Origin of the sequence: Allobaculum sp. Allo2 (genome assembly GCF_022701175.1) — a bacterium.
GTDB lineage: Bacteria > Bacillota_I > Bacilli_A > Erysipelotrichales > Erysipelotrichaceae > Allobaculum > Allobaculum fili.
This window is the reverse complement of the sequence record NZ_CP078088.1, coordinates 521080-537824: the sequence shown is the minus strand read 5'-3', so window position 1 is coordinate 537824 and position 16745 is coordinate 521080. Positions and strand designations below refer to the sequence as shown.

Sequence of the window (16745 nt, the reverse complement as noted above, 5' to 3'; positions counted from 1 at the left end):
GCAGGCCAAGCAGTTTCTGAAGAACCGACATGATCTGCTGCTCGCTTAATACGACGATTTTTCCATCTGGATCTTTCCAGCCAGATCGTTTACGGGAAGATCGGCGGAATAGAAGAAAATCGGGCTGTCCGCATTGGCTTCGGCCAGAATGGCTTCAATTTGCGGGCGAACGCTTTCTTCACCGACGACGGCGATGCCATATGGCGAAACGACAATGTTTTCCACATCCGTATCCCCGAGTTTCACGTGGTCGAGAACGGTGTATTCCTTTGGCAGTTCGTTCAGCGATTTTACATCAGTCACGATGGCTTCATCGCTGCGGTCCGTACCGATTTCCAGTCCGTTTCCATCGGCTGTGCTCTGTGCAGGCTGCGGATTTTCCAGAGACTTTTTGAGTTTGGCGCGTTTGGCAGCGGCTTTCTGTACGCGTCGGGAATAGCGGGTATTCATGACCGCCGCGATAATCATGAGAATGCAGACGATGAGTACGCCGGTCTTGAATACGAACAGGCAAAGCAGATACAGGCCGACGAGAATGCCGACCGCCCAGAGGGAGGCTTTATACAGCTTCATGTCCTTGGCAATCGCCTGATCGAGCTGATCGATTTCCGCCAGTGTCTGCGAATGATCGACGCTTTCCCCTTCGATCGTTCCGGTCTGCGGGTCTTCTACAATCGTAACTTCAACGGTTTCTGTTGCTTCGTTTTCCGGCTCTTTTTCGACAGGTGTCTGTGCCGGTTCCTTATTTTCTTTCATTCTTTTACCTCGTTTTGGTTATTATAGCGTTCCTGCATTCTTTGGCTTCTTTTTAGCCGACAAAGTCATTTTTCAGCCGTTTCCTTTTTGCACCCTGGATGGCCGGTTTCTTCTTTGGCTCCTTCTGGATTTTTCTGCATTTCCAGAACCCGTGGCGCCGCAATCTGAAACCAGACCGAATAGCGTTCGGGATGGTGCGTCAGGTCTTCTTTCAGTTCTTCAAAATCGATCCACTTCAACTCGGCAATTTCCTCTGGATCGGGAGCGAAGTCTCCGGCATAGTCCGCGATAAATACATGATCGAATTCATATTCGATCCGTCCGTTTTCAAACACGCTGCGATACACAAAATGAAACAGTTCTTCTACCGGAAAGGAAACGCCGAGTTCTTCCTGAAGGCGCTCTTCCACGGACTGTTCCAGTGTTTTTCCGGCACGCGGATGGGAGCAGCAGGCGTTGGTCCACAGGCCTCCGGAATGGTATTTGTTCGGATTTCTTCGATGCACTAACATTTTTCCGTCATGACAGACGAAAACCGAAAAGGCCCGGTGCAGCAGTCCTTTCTGGTGGACAGCTTCCTTTTCGCCCGTTCCGATCGGCTGATCGAAAATATCGACAAGAATCAGTTCGTTTTCATTGGCCATGGTCTTCTTCTCCTTTTGTGCGCCGGCTGTATCTTCACCATATCAGACATCTTCTTTCCCGCTGCATTCTTTTCGCTGATTGGATTTCTCTGCGCTTCTTTTGCATTTGCCCCTGTGCCGGATTTTTTCGGACAGGCAAAAACGGGAGGCCCCGAACGGTTTTCAGAAGAGCCCCGAAAGAGGATGCCGAATTGACCTGTTAAAAAGACGCCCGAACTGGACGCCTTTTTGCAGAGAAAACTGAAGAAATGAAGGAAAATGCAATAGAAATCGAAAAGGGATAAAGCCCGAATTTCGTTTAGCCGCGCAGCTGCTGGAATTTTTCGAGCAGTTCGCGTTCGGCATCGGTGAGATCTTTTGGAACGGTGATTTTGATTTTGACGTGTTCATCACCCGTACCCGATCCTGTCTTGACGCCTTTGCCGCGCAGACGAAGCTTCTGACCCGACTGAATGCCGGCAGGCACTTTCATCGTTACCGAGCCGTCAAGGGTCGGTACATCGACCTGCGTACCGAGCGCAGCCGCGATGGCATCGACAGCCACTTCGACTTCGATATCGTTGCCGTTCCGGCTGAACGTTTTGTCCGGACGAACTTTGACTTCCAGATAGAGATCGCCTGGCGCACCGCCGTAAATGCCCGGTTCGCCTTTGCCCGGAATACGAATCTTCTGGCCGTCTCGAATGCCAGCAGGAATCTTAACATCGAGCGTAATCGGATGGGTCGTATAATTGCCCGATACATCCGGCTCGGTCACATTGAACGTAATGCTTGAAGGGGTACCGCGAATCGAATCCATGAAATCGACCGTAATCGATCCATGACGGTCTTCGCCTTTTGCCGGATATTCTCTTTGCCGGCCGCCGCCGCCAAATCCGCCAAACGCGCCGCCAAACAGATCGGAGAAATCGCCGCCAAAGGAGCTGTAGCCGCCCTGACTGCCGCCAAATCCGCCGGAAGAAGAACCGCCGGCCTGCCGGAAGAGATCTTCAAAACTGAAGCCTCCTCCGCCGCCTGGTCCAAAGCCGTTGCCGGCGTAGGCGTTGTAAACGTCCTCATTGAAGTTTGGATCGAGGGCCGCTTCGCCGTATTTATCATAAAGCGCACGCCGTTCCGGTTTGGAAAGCGTCTCATGCGCCAGGTTAATTTCCTTGAATCGCTCTTCGGCATCCGGATCCTTATTGACGTCCGGATGGTATTTCATCGCCAGTTTGCGATAGGCCTTTTAATTTCCTTATCTGAGGCATCCGGGAGACACCCAGAATGTCATACAGTCTTTTATTATCCGCCATAGTCCGTCCTTTCCAAAAGCCATCGGCTTTTCTGGACACTTTGCATTGATGTTTCTGTCCTCTTTTATTTTTGATTATTTCGCGCAAAAGGCACTCTCATTTGACCATGATTCCCCGCACGCCAGATTCTTTTTTCTGTAGCCTGAAACGCCAAAGCCAAAAGCCGTCCGCACCGGCACGAGGCAGGCAGGGACGGCTGGCGTTCCTTTTTCAAAGGGAAATTATGGTCTGCGACCGTTTCGATTTGCGCGAATGTGCAGAGCTTTGAATTAATCCTGATTCTTTCCGCTGAAGAAATCCTTGATCTTCTCAAAGGGTTTCGGTTCGGATTTGGAACCGCGGATTTCCTCGTAGAGCTGACGGTCGTGCTCGCTGAGACGGCGCGGGATTTCGATCTGAACGGTAACGAGCTGGTCGCCGGTGTGCCGGTCAGTTTCCACGCCCTTGCCTTTCATGCGGTAGCGCTGATCGGGCTGCGTCCCGGCCTGAATGGTGAGATCTTCCTCGCCGTTGACGGTCGGAACCTTGCGGGTGCAGCCGAGAATGGCGTCAAGTGCATCGATTTTAATGGCGGTGTAAATATCATCGCCGACGCGCTTGAACGTCGGATCAGGCAGAACGCTGACGTTCAGATACAGGTCGCCGTTGGGGCCGCCATTATAGCCGCGTCCGCCTTTTTCGGGGATGCGGACCTGCGTTCCGGTCTTGATGCCTTTTGGAATCTTGACGTTCAGACGAATCTTGCGGTATTCGTAGCCGTTGCCGTGGCATTCATGACAGTTTTCTTCTGGAATCTGTCCAGTGCCCTGGCAGGTGCTGCATCCGGTTTCCTGCTGCATGCGTCCAAAGAATGTGTCGACCACTTCCACGCGCCGGCCTGTCCCGTTGCAGCCCGGGCACGTTTTCATCTTGCCGTTTTCCGCACCGGTTCCATGGCAGTGTTCGCATGGCGCTTCGTATTCAATCGGCACTTCGATCGTCGCGCCATGGATGGCGTCCATGAAGCTGATGTCGATGTTGCGGACGAAGTCTTCGCCTTTCTGCGGGCGCGGTTTTGCGCGGCTTCCGCTGCTGTAGCCGCTATATCCAGAGGCGGCTCCGCCGCCGAACATCTGACGAAGCATTTCGGAAATCGGATCGCCGCCGGCTCCCGCAAAGGAGCTGAAGCTGTCAAACGGATTTCCGTCGGTCGTTCCGTAGCGGTCGTATGCTGCTCGTTTCTGTTCATCGCTGAGCACTTCATAAGCCGCGTTGATTTCCTTGAAGCGTTCTTCGGCGTCGTCTCCTTTATAAATATCCGGATGGTATTTCTTGGCTAGACGACGGTAGCTTTTCTTGATTTCTTCCTGCGTGGCGGTGCGGGAAACTTCAAGAATGTCATACAGGTCCTTTTTTCACCTGCCATATACTTCCCTCTTTCTGTCGCAGCCAGAATACGGCGTGTTCTTCCCTTCGGTCTGCGATTTTGGTTTCGTTCTGGTTTGCAGTCTGATTTTAACGGGCGTGTGCATCGTCCGCGATTCATTGTGCCTGCCGCAGACGATTCGCTTTCAAATCCTCTGCATTTGTAAGAAAAAGCGACAGCCAGCGTGTGCGCGCTGTTTTTCGACTTGAAAGACTGTCTCTCTTTCTCTTGAAAAAGGCTGCAGGAAAATCCTGCAGTCTTTGAATACTAACGAAGCTTAACAGCTTATTTCTTTTCCGTAAACTCAGCGTCTACGACATCATCATCGGAGCTGCCGGTGTTTCCGTCAGAAGACTGGGTGTTCTGGGAAGCGCTGGCCTGCTGCTGATACATCGCCTGGCTGGCTGCCTGAGCTGCCTTTTCGAGCTGACTGAGCAGAGTTTCGACTTTGGTCATGTCGTTTTCGTCGAGGGCTTTCTGCAGGTCGTCGCGCAGGTTCTTCAGTTCGCCGGCTTCTTTTTCCGGGATCTTATCCTTGTCGTCTTCGAGCATGGCGTCGATCTGGGCAATGAAGCCGTCGGCTTTGTTACGGGTTTCGACTTCCGCTTTACGCTTTTCGTCGGCTGCCTTGTTGGCTTCCGCATCCTTAACCATGCGGTCGATTTCTTCTTCACTCAGACCATTGGAGTTCTGGATGACGATCTTCTGTTCCTTGCCGGACGCTTTATCCTTTGCGGTTACGTTAACGATACCGTTGGAGTCGATATCGAAGGAAACTTCGATCTGAGGTACGCCGCGGCGAGCCGGAGCGATTCCGCTCAGTTGGAAGTTGCCGAGTTCCTTGTTGTCGGCAGCCATTGGACGTTCACCCTGGAGGACTTTGATGTCAACAGCAGGCTGGTTGTCCGCAGCGGTCGAGAAGATCTGGGATTTGTGTGTAGGAATGGTAGTGTTGCGGGTGATCAGCGGAGTCATAACGCCGCCGGCCGTTTCAATACCCAGCGTCAGCGGAGTAACGTCGAGCAGTACAACGTCTTTCAGATCGCCGGCGATAACGGAACCCTGAATAGCGGCACCGATGGCAACGGCTTCATCCGGGTTAACGGACTTGTTCGGTTCTTTGCCAGTAGCTTTCTTAACGGCTTCCTGAACAGCCGGGATACGTGTGGATCCGCCAATCAACAGAACTTCATCGATTTCGGATGTAGTCAGGTCAGCGTCTTTCAGCGCGTTGTTAATCGGGGTGATTGTGCGTTCAACGAGGTCTTTAGTCATTTCGTTGAATTTTGCGCGGGTCAGCGTAGCGTCAAAGTGGATTGGGCCGGCAGGACCAGCGGACAGGAACGGCAGAGAAATGGCTGCCTGCATTGTGGAGGACAGGTCTTTCTTCGCTTTTTCTGCGGCATCTTTAATACGCTGCATAGCCAGTTTGTCCTGACGCAGGTCAATGCCGTTGTCTTTCTTGAACTGTTCAACCATCCAGTCAGCGATTACGTTATCGAAGTCATCGCCGCCCAGGTGGGTATCCCCGTTGGTAGCCAGAACCTGGAATGCACCTTCGAAGATGTTCAGGATGGAGACATCGAATGTACCGCCGCCGAGGTCGTATACGAGGATGTTGCGTTCTTTTTATCTTTGTCGATACCGTAGGCAAGAGCTGCTGCGGTCGGTTCGTTGATAATACGTTCAACTTCCAGACCGGCGATGGTGCCGGCATCTTTGGTTGCCTGACGCTGTGCGTCGTTAAAGTAAGCCGGAACGGTAATGACAGCCTGTTTTACCGGTTCGCCAAGGTATTCTTCTGCATACGTTTTCAGGTACTGCAGGATCATGGCGGAAACTTCCTGAGGGTGTATTCCTTGCCGTCGATATTTACTTTTCGGAAGTACCCATTTTACGTTTAATCGAAGCGATAACGTTCGGGTTGGTGATCGCCTGACGTTTTGCGGAATCACCGATGATACGTTCGTCGTCCTTAAAGGCAACGACAGACGGAGTTGTGCGGTTTCCTTCCGGGTTTGGAATTACTTTTGGCTCGCCGCCTTCCATGACTGCTACGCAGCTGTTGGTTGTACCAAGGTCAATACCAATAATCTTGCTCATATATATGTTCCTCCTTATTCGCTCACTTTAACGAGCGCGGGCCGCAGCAGGCGGTCCTTGAGTTTGTAGCCTTTCTGAAGTACTTCAATAACCTGGCCCGGTTCGACGCCTTCTTTTTCTCTGTCTGCAGAGCCTGCATCAGGTTCGGGTCAAAGGGCTGGCTCTCGGCGTTAATTTCCGTAACACCTTCATTGGTCAGGGCGTTGATAAACTGCGTCCGGATCATGTCAAATCCCTTGAGGAAGTTTTCCATTTCGGGGTTTGAAGGTTCTACGTCCAGAGCCCGGTTCAGGTTATCGAGAATCGGGAGCAGCTCGAGAGCTGCCGACTGGAATCGGTATTTCTTTGCCTGTTCGGTTTCCCGAAGCAGACGCTTGCGGGTATTGTCGGTATCCGCGTATGCACGAAGCAGAGCGTTTTTACTGTCGACAAGTTCCTGCTGAAGCGAATCGATTTCCTTGTTCAGGCTATCGATCGGATCGTCCGAAACCGCTTCGGCTTCCACATCGGGCTGGGCGGATTCAGTCGGTTCCAGGTCTTTTTCTTCCTGGACTTCAGGCTGTACCGGCTTGTTCTGCGGTTTCTTTGACTGATTTTTACTCATCCTGTCCTCCTCCTTTTGTCCGGGTCCGAATCGTTTTTCAATGAATTCGGACAGACAGTCCATCAGAGCGATTACTTTTGAATACGGCATTCGGTTCGGGCCGATGACCATCAGCTGTCCCTGCTCGTCCTTGCCCGCGTCAAAGGCGGACGTGACGATGGAACAGTCTCCAATCTGAATCAGCTTGTTTCTTGGCGAGATGACCGTCTGCACATTGTCCGGATCGCCGGCCCATTCATGAAACAGATGCTCATTTTCCAGAATCCGCATCAGCTCTTCGAGCTTTGGCATATTCTGGAATTCCGGCTGGGCGAGCATGTTCGCTCTTCCGCAGACGGTGGAGTTTGAATGGGTAAATCCCATGACGGCGGAAGCAAATGCCTCGAAGAGGACTTCGCTTCTTCCGACCATGGCGGAAAACTCCGGTCGAATCGATTCAAAGCGTTTTGTCAGTTCACTGATTGGCGTACCGGTCAGCCTCTCATTGAGAAGCGCGGTACACCGCTTGAGATCTTCAAGCGATACGTCGCCATCGAAATGAAAAATCCGATGTTCAGTATGGCCGGTGTTCGTGATGACCACGGCTACGGCCTGTTTTTCGCTGATTGGGATCAGAGACAGCTGGATGAGCGTCTGCTCATGGGCAGCCGGTTCGATGACCATCGACGTCAGATGGGTCATGTCCGCGAGGATCGATGCGCTGATGCGCGTTACATCTTCGAGGGACCCCTGCCGCTTCGAAAAGACTTTTCGTAAAGCTTCTTCCATCTGCGGATCGAGCGAAATTTCCATCAGGTTTTCTACATAATAGCGATAACCTTTCGGTGCCGGAATTCTGCCGCTTGAAAGATGTGTTTTCTCAAGAAGACCCTCTTTTTCAAGCAGCGCGAGTTCATTTCGAATCGTAGCTGAGGAGACCGAGAAATCGAGAAGAGACATCAGAGTCTTGGAACCGACCGGTTCAGCGGTGTACGTGAACTGTTCGACCAGCGCTTTGAGAATGGCTTTCTGTCGTTGTGTCAGATCCATGATTCCCACTCCAATCTCATATTTGGCACTCAATCTGTTCAACTGCTAATAATGATAACACAGGTTTTGGCAGATGCAAGCCTCAAGTGCTATCTATGAATATTCTGACAGTACCGTTACCCTTTGCCTATTCAGATGCCTGTCGGATTACCGACGCTATATACTGAATTCATGAACAGAAATCATCTGAATCTTGAACCATTTTCATGTTCCGCCATCCATGGCGGTTATACACTCAAACGCCCGAAGTCCCGGAGCGCGGCAGTCTCGCCCTCCATATTTGCGACAATCCCGAAGACGTTTTAAATGCGAGAGCGCTGCTCGCTCAGGATACCCTTCCTCTTGATCACTGGGTGCTCGCCTGGCAGAAACATACAGGCCGAGTTGTTCGCGTTTCTGCGCAGGATCGCGGCCGCGGTGCGCTGGAAGCAGAAAGTTCCATTCTGGAAACCGACGGTCTGTATACGACCGATCCAGACGTGCTCATCGGCGTCTTTACGGCCGACTGCCTTGGCATTCTTCTTTACGATCCCGCCGTGCCCTTCGTCGCAGCTGTCCATTCCGGCTGGCGCGGAACGGCTCAGGCGATTCTGATTCACCTTCTCGAGGCGTTAAAAAGGATGGACTGCTCCATCCCGCTACGCTTCAGGTTCGCTTTTCGCCTTCGCTGATGAAAGATTCCTTTGAAGTGCAGGAAGATGTCGTCGAAGCGTTTGAAAAAATGGCGAAAGAATACGATCTCGATTTAAGCGATGTCATCTTTCCGCAGGAAAACGGCCGTTTTCTGATCGATCATCAGGCGCTGCAGATCCACATGCTTCAGAAATACGGAATTCCCGCAGAGAACATTCACCTCAGTTCGACCGATACGAAAACGTCCCCAGAATGTTTTTCCTATCGGCGCGACGGTCGAAACTGCGGCGAACATTTTTCCTGGATTTACATCGACTCCTCAAAGGAAAAACCGTCAACTGCGAAGTAAATCCTTTGCTGCTTTTGGAAAACAGAAATTTGTTAAACGCAAAAGAGGCTTTGCGAAAGCCGGATATGCGATCGGACATGGGTCCGATCGTTCTGGATGCATTTCGCAAAGACCTCTTCTTTTTCATTCTATGACGTGTAATTCTATAGATTTCTGGAAGATTGCTTTTCCGACTTTGTCATAGCCGGCTGAGTTGCCCGGCAAAATCCCGTTGAGCGTCCGCTTACGACTTTGGAGTGACCGGAAAAAATTTCGGTTTTCCAGTCTGCAGGATCTGGATCCGTGCGAGGATCGCTCAAATACAGTTCATAGGGAGCATTGACGATCGCATAGCCGTTTTCTTCGATCCATTTCAGCGCCGCTCCATACGATTCGCTGAGCGTACTGTAGTTTCCCGTATGGAGAACGCGAACGCACAAATCACCGCCGATCTCCCCGTTTGCCTGCCCGGCAGGGCAGACGGGAAGAAGACTTCCAGTTCCGTTTTTCCGGATTAAAGTCCTGATCGAGATACCGGGTTCCCGGCGCGCCGCACAGACGGAGCTGTTTTTGTCCGCTTCTTCAAAAAGGCGGCTCATCAGTCCGCCGTATTCAGCAATCGACGTAACGGCATGGAGTGCATAGACCGGTGTCTTTTCGGTTTTTACCAGTTCAGTTGTACGGTTCATAAAAATCCTTTCCGGCCTGTCCGAAAGAATCTGTCGAATTTCTTCCTGTCTCTGGCGCTGGCTTTCGATCTGGATCTGCATCTCTTCAAGCTTATGGGCAGGCGCCTTTTGAATCTGTGTTTGAGACGCCTGCAGAAGTTCGCCGATTTCCTGCAGCGAAAAGCCGAAGCGCTTATAGCGCCGTATGAGCAGAATCTGCTCAATCTGTTCGGGCGCACAGTAGCGAAACCCAGTTTTCTCATCAACATATTCCGGGTGAAGCGGGCCAATCTGGTCATACCAGCGCAGCGTTTTGACGCTCATCGGACAAGCCTGTGGCATTTTTCCAATCGAGATCATGCATCGCTCCTTTGCGTAAGCGTCTTCAGTGTAATCCCTCCCCAGACGGGAGAGGCAAGCGCAGCAGGCGAAAAGCTCTGAATTTTTCTTTCACCGAAAAACGGACTGGGCAGATCTGCAGCTTTTTGCCCACCAGTATGACAAAGGAGGTGGCAGCCTGTCACTGGCTGCCGCCTCCTGGATTTCTTATGGAGGACGCGATTTCTTTTTGTGGATCAGTGCGCGCAGCGGCCGGAGCGGTCGGCGCGCCGGGCCATCATTTCCGCGGTCCCGCGGCGCAGTTCAAATACGCGGCGATAGCGGGTGGGCAGATCGTATTTCATGCCTTCCTGAAGCCAGCCAAACAGCAGCCCCAGCATTTCCATACGGTAAACGGAAGTGATGATTTCCTGATCTTCCTCGCTGATATCGTAATGCACGAACAGGCTGTGGTTCAGAAGCCGTCCAAGCATTTCATCGATCAGACAGCGGATCTGATAATCGAGCACTTCACGGTTTTGGAGTAGTAGACATTCCGGTAAAAGGCGATATTGTCCTGAAAACACTGCGCGCAGCGCAGAAATCCTTCCTGAAGACTTTCCACCTCCGGCGCATACATAGCCTGGCGGATCTGGTCTTCCATGATAGACACGGTCAGACTGGGAAGATCTTCAAAATGGTAATAAAAAGAGTTCCGGTTAATTCCGCAGATTTCCACGATTTCCTTGACCGTGATCTTATCTGCAGGCTTCTTTTCACACAGTGCGATATACGCGTCCTGAATTGCTTTTCGAGTCTGCTTCATACTCTTTTCCCCTTGAGGCCGACAGGTTTCTGCGGCACTCTCCCTTCTTCTGGCTATGAAGATGATTGTACAGGAAGCTTGTCCCAGACGCTTTATTTTTAGACAGCTTCGTACCTCCTCATTAACAGAATAATCCTTTCTTCTCATTCGGCCAGAGCTCCTCGGTCAAAATCCAGGAGTTTGGCCGGATTCCGGTTTGTCGGACGTCACCGCAAAGGAAACAGACCTAAAATGGAGCCGAGGTGATCATCATGTGGGTTCTTTACGCGTTTGGCTCCGCCTTCTTTGCGGGCGTAACGGCTATTCTGGCCAAGCTCGGCATTCGACGGACGGACTCCACTACGGCTACGGCCATACGCACCATTGTTGTTTTACTGTTTACCTGGCTGATCGTCTGGATCACGCATGTCGGCGGCCAGATTTCTTCGATCAGCCCGAAAAGCCTGCTGTTTCTTGTCCTTTCCGGTCTGGCGACCGGCGCCAGCTGGCTCTGCTACTTTAAGGCGCTGTCCACCGGACCGGTTTCTCAGGTTGCCGCAGTCGATAAGCTGAGCGTCGTTCTGACCATTCTTCTTTCGTTTCTGCTCCTTCACGAAACGGTTTCCGGCTATAAGATTCTCGGTACAGTTCTGATTATGGCGGGAACGTGGATGATGCTCGATCTCGATCCGCTCGCCCAGTATCTGGCGCGTCGAAAAAAGCCAGAGCTTCCCCGCAGAAAAACACCGCAAACAAGAAAGAGAGCAGTACGTCCAAAAGCTGGCTGCTTTACGCGATCGCCTCGGCGGTTTTCGCCTCTTTGACATCGATTCTAGGCAAGGTCGGCATTGAAAACGTAGATTCCAATCTTGGTACCGCCATTCGAACGATTGTCGTTCTGATCATGGCATGGGTCATGGTCTTCGTGACGAAAAAGCAGAACACCCTGCGCCATATTTCCAGAAAGGAACTGTTTTTCATCTGCCTTTCCGGCGTGGCCACCGGCGCAAGCTGGCTGTGCTTTTACGCCGCTTTGCAGCAGGGACAGGCCAGCGTTGTCATTCAATCGACAAGCTGTCCATTCTCGTTACCGTCCTCTTTTCGTGGATTGTCTTTCATGAGCGGCTTTCCAAAAAGCGCTGGCCGGTCTGCTTCTTCTGACCGTCGGTACGCTCGTCATGCTTCTTTAGGCAGACTTCCCTGTTTTCTAATTTCCATCCGAAGTCATTTTTACGAAAAGCGCTTTAAAGTTTTTCGTTTCGTCACACCGCATTTCAAAAGAGAAACGGTCCCTGCAGGCCATGGCGATCACTCGCCCGGGCTCTGCAGAGACCGTTTTCGTTTATCTTTGTGCTGCCGCTCTGTCTTTCGTTGTGTCTACTCCGCTTTGGAATACGCCCAGATTGCCGCCGTTTCCGGAAGTACCTGGCTGTAATCCCAGAGGTGGGAAGAGCGTTCGATGGAATTGGGATCGTTGATTTTCAGCCGTCCGTTTTCGACGCCCGGTACGACCACAAAATGTCCAAACGTGGTAAACGTTCCGGGAAGCAGATGGAAAATCATGATTTTTCCCTGCGCCGCTGCGTCTTCAATGGAAGCCGAATCCACCGGAATGGATTCTACGTTCAGTCCATACTCGGCAGCCGCATCGGTAAAGAACGTGTACAGCGTGCCCTGACCGGGCGAATACTGACCGCTCGCATCCGCCCAGTCCGCAATTTTTCTTGGGGTCAGCGTCTCGTCCTGATTGAGATAGGAAGCGACCATCGACATCGTCGTCGGCGCGCAGCCGGCCGCATAAATCATGGAATCGCCATACGGCTGATAGCCCCAGCGCAGATCCCACTGTAAAGGGCGGGAACCGTCTCAAGGCTTTCTTCAAGGGATGCCACAGGAGTCTGCAGGTTTTCCCGGTCTGGCCACTGGCTTACGAATTCATAGCGGTCATCATCGCGCAAATAGAAGGCGAGAATGTCTTCGTCGTATTCCTCAATATGACCCAGCAGATTTGCGGCATGGCGGGAAGGCAGGGACTCAGGATCCGATAGCGCCTGCGTTTTGAGCGCATCAAACGTTTCCTGAGAAATGGCTTCTGGCTTTTGAATCGCTTCAATTTCTTCCGCAGAAACCGCAGGGAGCTGCTGTTCGGTTTCCTGGTCCTGTCCAGAGAACGTTCTGGTCAGGGCATAAATTCCCCAGCCGCAAAGGCCGACAAGCACGCAGGCGGCCAGTACGAGAATCAGAATGCGATCCGTTCTGAGTTTTTCTTCTTTTGTGTCTTTTTCGCTTTAGGTGCTCCGGCAGCTTTTGCAGGAGAAGGAGAAGCGTTCTTTTAGCGGGAGTTGGTCGGGTTTCGGGCATAGCGGCTTTCTCACTTTCTAAGGGTTGTGCGTTTTAAATGGTTTGGATTTTCCTTTGATGGATTCATCAATAGCAGCAGGTTTGGCCTGCAGAGAGTGAAAAGCCGGGCTTATTGCCCGGAACTTTTCTGTTCGGAACTCCATGCAGGATCCGTATCGATGCAGATGGTATAGTCTTCAGTCGATTCGCCCATTACCGAGTGAACGTAGTCCGTAATCCAGGCTTTGGACATATCCAGACCTTTCTGAGTCGTGATGTAATGCGTTGCACCCTGCTCATCGGTGTAATCGTCGTAGACGGTAACACCAAATTCATCGGCAGCGTCGTTGATGAGGGTAACGGTCGGAATAAAGCGAACGTCTTCAAACGAAGCTTTCTGGGTTTCTGGATCGTAATTGAGCTGGAAACTGGCCATGCCGCCGACCATTCGGTCATTGGTATCCTGACCGGAAAGCAGGTTGCCCAGCGAATAGTAGACGAGGGTTTCCTGATTTTCGTCATGAATCATTTCCACAGGCTGAATCACATGGGGATGAGTTCCGATGACCGCTTCTACACCTTTGGAATGGAAGTAAGCCGCCAGCGTTTTCTGTTCTTCATTCGGAACGGTTTCGTATTCCGTTCCCCAGTGAACGGAAATAATCTGAACGTCGCTGGCTGCGTTGAGCGCGTCCAGCCGCGCATCAAGCAGATCGTAGTTAATGGAATAATCCGGATTCCGATAGGCGTCGATCAGCCAGCCGTCTGCCGGCCACGCGTTGGCGTTCTGACCGAAGGTAAATGTAGCCAGACCGACTTTGATCCCGTTAATTTCGCGTACAACCGGGGTGTCCGCGTTTTCCTGCGAATCGTGAATGCCGGTGACGCTGACATTGGGGACATGTTCTCTGGCGTAGGCGAGTTCATCCTTTACCGCCTGATCGCCCATGTCGAGGGTGTGGTTGGACGCAGCGGAAATCCAGTTGAAACCGGCTTTCGCCAGCGCGTCAAAGTATTCGCTTGGACCGTTAAACGCTGGATACCCGCTGAACCCGTAGGCGTCGCCGGCCAGAAGCGTCTCCAGATTGATGTAGTTGAGATTGCTTTTTCCAGATACGGAACGAGCGCATCGTACTGTTTCAGAAATTGGCGGTTTCCGTATTTTTCTTCAAATGTGGTGTACAGACGATCGTGCAGAAGATTGTCCCCTACGCCGGTAAACACGAGAGAATTTTTGTGGTCGGCGCATGGTTTTCAAAAGGAAGAATGGCCCCGTTGACATCGGTACTTCGTGTTTCGCTCTGAAAAGAAGAAAAATCAGACGTCCAAGCCCATATACGCCGGCACCAGCTGCGGCGATTACCAGAGCAAACGCAGCAATGAGAATCGCCAGACGGCCTTTATGAATTTTGCTTTTTCTTTTTCTTTCCCGGCTTGCGGGTCGTTTTTCTTGGATCTGCCATGCGTCTTTTTCTCCTGTCTGTACATTTTCTGTCTGCTCTTTCGTGCGGATTCATCAACAAAAAATGGATGCGCTGAAAAATTATAAAGATCTCTGCTCTGGAATTCTATTCTCACTGTCTTACGGTGCGCTTACAGATTCCCGGTTCAAAGACGATCCCTCGACAGAACGGTCGGAATCGGTTCAGGCGCGCCGGAAACAGAAAACGGATGCCGCTTTGCGTTTGTGCGGCATCCGTTTTTCATGCGAAATATTTGGTGTTTTTAATTTGGTTTCTGAATCTGGTACTGGCGTTTAGAGCCTGATTTTAGAATGTGCGGTTCAGGAACGCCTGTGCATCAAAGGGCGCCCAGCCTTCTCCGTTTTCCAGATAGAGGCAATAGCGCGGAGTTCCGTCTTCATCGAGCGTTCCATAATGCATCCAGCTCATGCCGTACTGATCGGCGATCTTAAGAATGTTGGAGAGGCATTCCGGGAAATAGCTTCTCATTTTGTAGTGTGTGCCCCAGGCTGCCCAGATCCTGTGATTGGGATACTGCGAGAAAATGTCGGCGATAACTTTATCGTTTTCGGCGATCCACTGCGGATTGGCAACTTCGTCCAGTTCGTCAAGATGCGTTGCGCGCTGCGGATACAGGCAGAGAACAATCCAGCCGTCATAGCCGTACGCCTGAGCGATGTGACGGATGGTGCCAAGTGTCGGGGTCGTGCGTTCTGGCGTTCCGTGCGACGGGTTGATGCTCATTACAATCAGAGGGTTGTCCCCTTTTTCTCCAATGACATAACGGGCTGTATTGTCCGCATTTGTCTGATAAATGACTCGAGAAGGGTCCATCATGGCTTCTTCCATATTCGTGCTTCCTTTCTGCTTCGGCGTTCGAACAGATCGCGGCGGGAATTCTTTTGAAACACCTTGAGTAAGAAGAAATTCTCTTCGATCCGCTTTTCCGGCTTTACATACCGGCTTGCCGAAGCCTGTAACTGATTCTGTCTTCAGACTAGCATTGGCCATTTTTTCTGCGGGCTGTGGTGCCCGAACTATAAAAGGCAGCCGGTCTGCACATACCGGCTGCCCAAGAGAAAGGAGGAAACGCCTCAAACTACTGGAGAGGAGAAAATATAGAAAGGGGTAAAACGGGTATAACGAACGGAACTAGAAAGCCATGATGCCAAGCATCAGGTCGGATACGCCGTTGACTAACAGGTTGGTACCAATCAGAACGGTGATCAGAGTTCCGGAATCGTTCAAATTGAAAATCAGAATCAGACCGATGATCAGGTTGCAGATACCGAGAAGCAGAATGGACCACCAGCTGGAAATGCCGATGTTCTTAACAAATACGGCCTGATAAATCTTAAAGGCGCCGACAACCATGAAACCGATGGCGGCGATAACGCCTAACGCGATCGACGCTTCAAACAGATTGCAGCAAATCAGAATGCCAAGCAGAATCAGAACGCCGCCGGCAATGAGCGTAAAGGGAAGCTTGAAATTGACGGCCATGAAATAGGAAGCGATCAGAATGCATCCATACAGGATGGCCAGGAAACCGATCATGTAAATCATGGATCCAGCAAACATTCCCGGATAGGTGATGAGCATCATGCCCGCAAACATGTAAAGAATGGAAAGAATAATATAGAGCACGCGATACCATCCAAAAGAAGACTTGTTCATACGAAACTCCTTTCATCCCGGTCTGGCGAAATCTGGAAAAAGCGGTGTTCATCGGTGTCTGTCACGCTTTTCCATAATTCCGTTCTTTTATGGGATCTTTATACTTGGATTATATCGGCTTCTTTCTTTCCCCCGGCGGAATGCCGGACTTTTTCAATATGACAGCGGCTCGCGGGGTTTTCCCACCAGACTCCGGTGAACAAAAGAAATGATTTCAGTAAAGAATCCGATCGGATGTATACAGGCTTTATATCCGTTATATATATTTTTTGGAATTCTTGCCCGCGTGCAGATCCGAACAGTCACGGACCTTCCAAAGCACCTTCTGGCGAGTGCCCTTTTTCTGATTCTTCAGATTTCTTAATTTTTCTCTTTCTATCAGGATTTCTGCGTCTGAGATTGTTCCGGTTCGTACAGCAGAGGGTTTGTGCTCATCGTATCCTCTATTCTGGCCCGGACTGTCCATCCCTCTGGATGCGCGCATGCCGTGAATCGACCTTTGGATTCACGGTTTTTCTATGAGCCGTCTGAAGGGAGTACCTTCCTTTTCCTTTTCCTCTGCCGTTCTGGATTTCTCGCTTTTTGAATTTTTTGTTTTTTGAGATTTCTGTCTCTCTGACCGGTCGCTTTTTTGAAATTTCAGCAGCCCGCTCCGTTCATCTTTCCATGAAAAAAGACGT

17 protein-coding genes and 2 pseudogenes are annotated in these 16745 nt (G+C 51.2%); 5 read left to right on the top strand and 14 right to left on the bottom strand.

The window, feature by feature from the left end:
- Window positions 1-45: 45 nt before the first annotated feature.
- From KWG61_RS03240 to hrcA, 6 genes and pseudogenes are all read right to left on the bottom strand, one after another.
- Window positions 46-756 carry a hypothetical protein gene (locus tag KWG61_RS03240; protein ID WP_242744914.1) on the bottom strand — a complete coding sequence of 237 codons (711 nt, stop codon included), beginning with the start codon at window positions 754-756 and terminating at the stop codon, window positions 46-48.
- Window positions 757-821: 65 nt separating this feature from the next.
- Window positions 822-1400 (bottom strand): isopentenyl-diphosphate Delta-isomerase, encoded by a 579-nt coding sequence (gene idi / locus KWG61_RS03235; RefSeq protein ID WP_230266512.1) that lies wholly within the window; start codon window positions 1398-1400, stop codon window positions 822-824.
- Window positions 1401-1698: 298 nt separating this feature from the next.
- Entirely contained in the window at window positions 1699-2604 is a 906-nt protein-coding gene (locus tag KWG61_RS03230) for a DnaJ C-terminal domain-containing protein (RefSeq protein ID WP_242744913.1), read from the bottom strand.
- Window positions 2605-2961: 357 nt separating this feature from the next.
- Window positions 2962-4077, bottom strand: coding sequence for a molecular chaperone DnaJ (dnaJ, locus tag KWG61_RS03225; protein ID WP_242745535.1), 1116 nt, complete (start codon window positions 4075-4077; stop codon window positions 2962-2964).
- A 305-nt stretch (window positions 4078-4382) separates the two neighbouring features.
- Window positions 4383-6200 (bottom strand): annotated as a pseudogene (gene dnaK / locus KWG61_RS03220) (molecular chaperone DnaK).
- A gap of 14 nt (window positions 6201-6214) precedes the next feature.
- Window positions 6215-7833 (bottom strand): annotated as a pseudogene (hrcA, locus tag KWG61_RS17020) (heat-inducible transcriptional repressor HrcA).
- A 206-nt stretch (window positions 7834-8039) separates the two neighbouring features.
- Between hrcA and KWG61_RS15870 the strand changes: the two are divergent.
- Both KWG61_RS15870 and KWG61_RS15865 read left to right on the top strand, forming a co-directional pair.
- On the top strand, window positions 8040-8504 hold the full coding sequence (locus KWG61_RS15870) for a laccase domain-containing protein (RefSeq protein WP_256460765.1): 465 nt from the start codon (window positions 8040-8042) through the stop codon (window positions 8502-8504).
- Entirely contained in the window at window positions 8504-8815 is a 312-nt protein-coding gene (locus tag KWG61_RS15865; RefSeq protein WP_256460764.1) for a laccase domain-containing protein, read from the top strand. Before KWG61_RS15870 ends, KWG61_RS15865 begins: the two co-directional genes overlap by 1 nt.
- 143 nt (window positions 8816-8958) lie before the next feature.
- Here KWG61_RS15865 and KWG61_RS03200 read toward each other — a convergent pair whose 3' ends face one another.
- The 3 genes from KWG61_RS03200 to KWG61_RS03190 form a co-directional block, all read right to left on the bottom strand.
- On the bottom strand, window positions 8959-9822 hold the full coding sequence (locus tag KWG61_RS03200; RefSeq protein WP_242744912.1) for a GyrI-like domain-containing protein: 864 nt from the start codon (window positions 9820-9822) through the stop codon (window positions 8959-8961).
- Window positions 9823-10037: 215 nt separating this feature from the next.
- Complete coding sequence (locus KWG61_RS03195) at window positions 10038-10274, bottom strand: TetR-like C-terminal domain-containing protein (RefSeq protein WP_242744911.1); 237 nt, start codon at window positions 10272-10274, stop codon at window positions 10038-10040.
- A gap of 8 nt (window positions 10275-10282) precedes the next feature.
- Entirely contained in the window at window positions 10283-10606 is a 324-nt protein-coding gene (locus KWG61_RS03190) for a TetR/AcrR family transcriptional regulator (protein WP_242744910.1), read from the bottom strand.
- 251 nt (window positions 10607-10857) lie between these two features.
- Here KWG61_RS03190 and KWG61_RS03185 point away from each other — a divergent pair, with 251 nt between their 5' ends.
- Both KWG61_RS03185 and KWG61_RS03180 read left to right on the top strand, forming a co-directional pair.
- The gene (locus KWG61_RS03185) at window positions 10858-11409 is read left to right on the top strand and encodes an EamA family transporter (RefSeq protein ID WP_242745534.1); all 552 of its coding nucleotides are present in this window, start codon (window positions 10858-10860) and stop codon (window positions 11407-11409) included.
- Window positions 11406-12020 carry an EamA family transporter gene (locus tag KWG61_RS03180; RefSeq protein ID WP_242744909.1) on the top strand — a complete coding sequence of 205 codons (615 nt, stop codon included), beginning with the start codon at window positions 11406-11408 and terminating at the stop codon, window positions 12018-12020. The genes KWG61_RS03185 and KWG61_RS03180 overlap by 4 nt, the downstream gene beginning before the upstream one ends.
- On the opposite strand, the gene KWG61_RS03175 is transcribed toward KWG61_RS03180, so the two are convergent.
- The 3 genes from KWG61_RS03175 to KWG61_RS03165 form a co-directional block, all read right to left on the bottom strand.
- Window positions 11963-12391, bottom strand: coding sequence for a C39 family peptidase (locus KWG61_RS03175; protein WP_242744908.1), 429 nt, complete (start codon window positions 12389-12391; stop codon window positions 11963-11965). The genes KWG61_RS03180 and KWG61_RS03175 overlap by 58 nt on opposite strands.
- Window positions 12388-12804, bottom strand: a complete 417-nt coding sequence (locus KWG61_RS03170; RefSeq protein WP_242744907.1) for a hypothetical protein — start codon at window positions 12802-12804, stop codon at window positions 12388-12390. The genes KWG61_RS03175 and KWG61_RS03170 overlap by 4 nt, the downstream gene beginning before the upstream one ends.
- A gap of 251 nt (window positions 12805-13055) precedes the next feature.
- Window positions 13056-14009, bottom strand: a complete 954-nt coding sequence (locus tag KWG61_RS03165) for a CapA family protein (protein ID WP_367614323.1) — start codon at window positions 14007-14009, stop codon at window positions 13056-13058.
- A gap of 442 nt (window positions 14010-14451) precedes the next feature.
- Here KWG61_RS03165 and KWG61_RS03160 point away from each other — a divergent pair, with 442 nt between their 5' ends.
- Window positions 14452-14685, top strand: a complete 234-nt coding sequence (locus tag KWG61_RS03160) for a hypothetical protein (RefSeq protein ID WP_242744906.1) — start codon at window positions 14452-14454, stop codon at window positions 14683-14685.
- 9 nt (window positions 14686-14694) lie between these two features.
- On the opposite strand, the gene KWG61_RS03155 is transcribed toward KWG61_RS03160, so the two are convergent.
- Together KWG61_RS03155 and KWG61_RS03150 are read right to left on the bottom strand one after the other, a co-directional pair.
- The gene (locus tag KWG61_RS03155) at window positions 14695-15237 is read right to left on the bottom strand and encodes a DUF1643 domain-containing protein (protein ID WP_230266501.1); all 543 of its coding nucleotides are present in this window, start codon (window positions 15235-15237) and stop codon (window positions 14695-14697) included.
- 303 nt (window positions 15238-15540) lie between these two features.
- The gene (locus KWG61_RS03150; protein WP_230266500.1) at window positions 15541-16065 is read right to left on the bottom strand and encodes an HdeD family acid-resistance protein; all 525 of its coding nucleotides are present in this window, start codon (window positions 16063-16065) and stop codon (window positions 15541-15543) included.
- Window positions 16066-16745 lie beyond the last annotated feature (680 nt).

Coding starts and splice junctions, on each gene's coding strand:
- KWG61_RS03240 (WP_242744914.1), bottom strand. CDS start 756: ATGAAAGAAAATAAGGAACCGGCACAGACACCTGTCGAAAAAGAGCCG.
- idi (WP_230266512.1), bottom strand. CDS start 1,400: ATGGCCAATGAAAACGAACTGATTCTTGTCGATATTTTCGATCAGCCG.
- KWG61_RS03230 (WP_242744913.1), bottom strand. CDS start 2,604: ATGAAATACCATCCGGACGTCAATAAGGATCCGGATGCCGAAGAGCGA.
- KWG61_RS15870 (WP_256460765.1), top strand. CDS start 8,040: ATGTTCCGCCATCCATGGCGGTTATACACTCAAACGCCCGAAGTCCCG.
- KWG61_RS15865 (WP_256460764.1), top strand. CDS start 8,504: ATGAAAGATTCCTTTGAAGTGCAGGAAGATGTCGTCGAAGCGTTTGAA.
- KWG61_RS03200 (WP_242744912.1), bottom strand. CDS start 9,822: ATGATCTCGATTGGAAAAATGCCACAGGCTTGTCCGATGAGCGTCAAA.
- KWG61_RS03195 (WP_242744911.1), bottom strand. CDS start 10,274: ATGCTTGGACGGCTTCTGAACCACAGCCTGTTCGTGCATTACGATATC.
- KWG61_RS03190 (WP_242744910.1), bottom strand. CDS start 10,606: ATGAAGCAGACTCGAAAAGCAATTCAGGACGCGTATATCGCACTGTGT.
- KWG61_RS03185 (WP_242745534.1), top strand. CDS start 10,858: ATGTGGGTTCTTTACGCGTTTGGCTCCGCCTTCTTTGCGGGCGTAACG.
- KWG61_RS03175 (WP_242744908.1), bottom strand. CDS start 12,391: ATGATTTATGCGGCCGGCTGCGCGCCGACGACGATGTCGATGGTCGCT.
- KWG61_RS03160 (WP_242744906.1), top strand. CDS start 14,452: ATGGATGCGCTGAAAAATTATAAAGATCTCTGCTCTGGAATTCTATTC.
- KWG61_RS03155 (WP_230266501.1), bottom strand. CDS start 15,237: ATGGAAGAAGCCATGATGGACCCTTCTCGAGTCATTTATCAGACAAAT.
- KWG61_RS03150 (WP_230266500.1), bottom strand. CDS start 16,065: ATGAACAAGTCTTCTTTTGGATGGTATCGCGTGCTCTATATTATTCTT.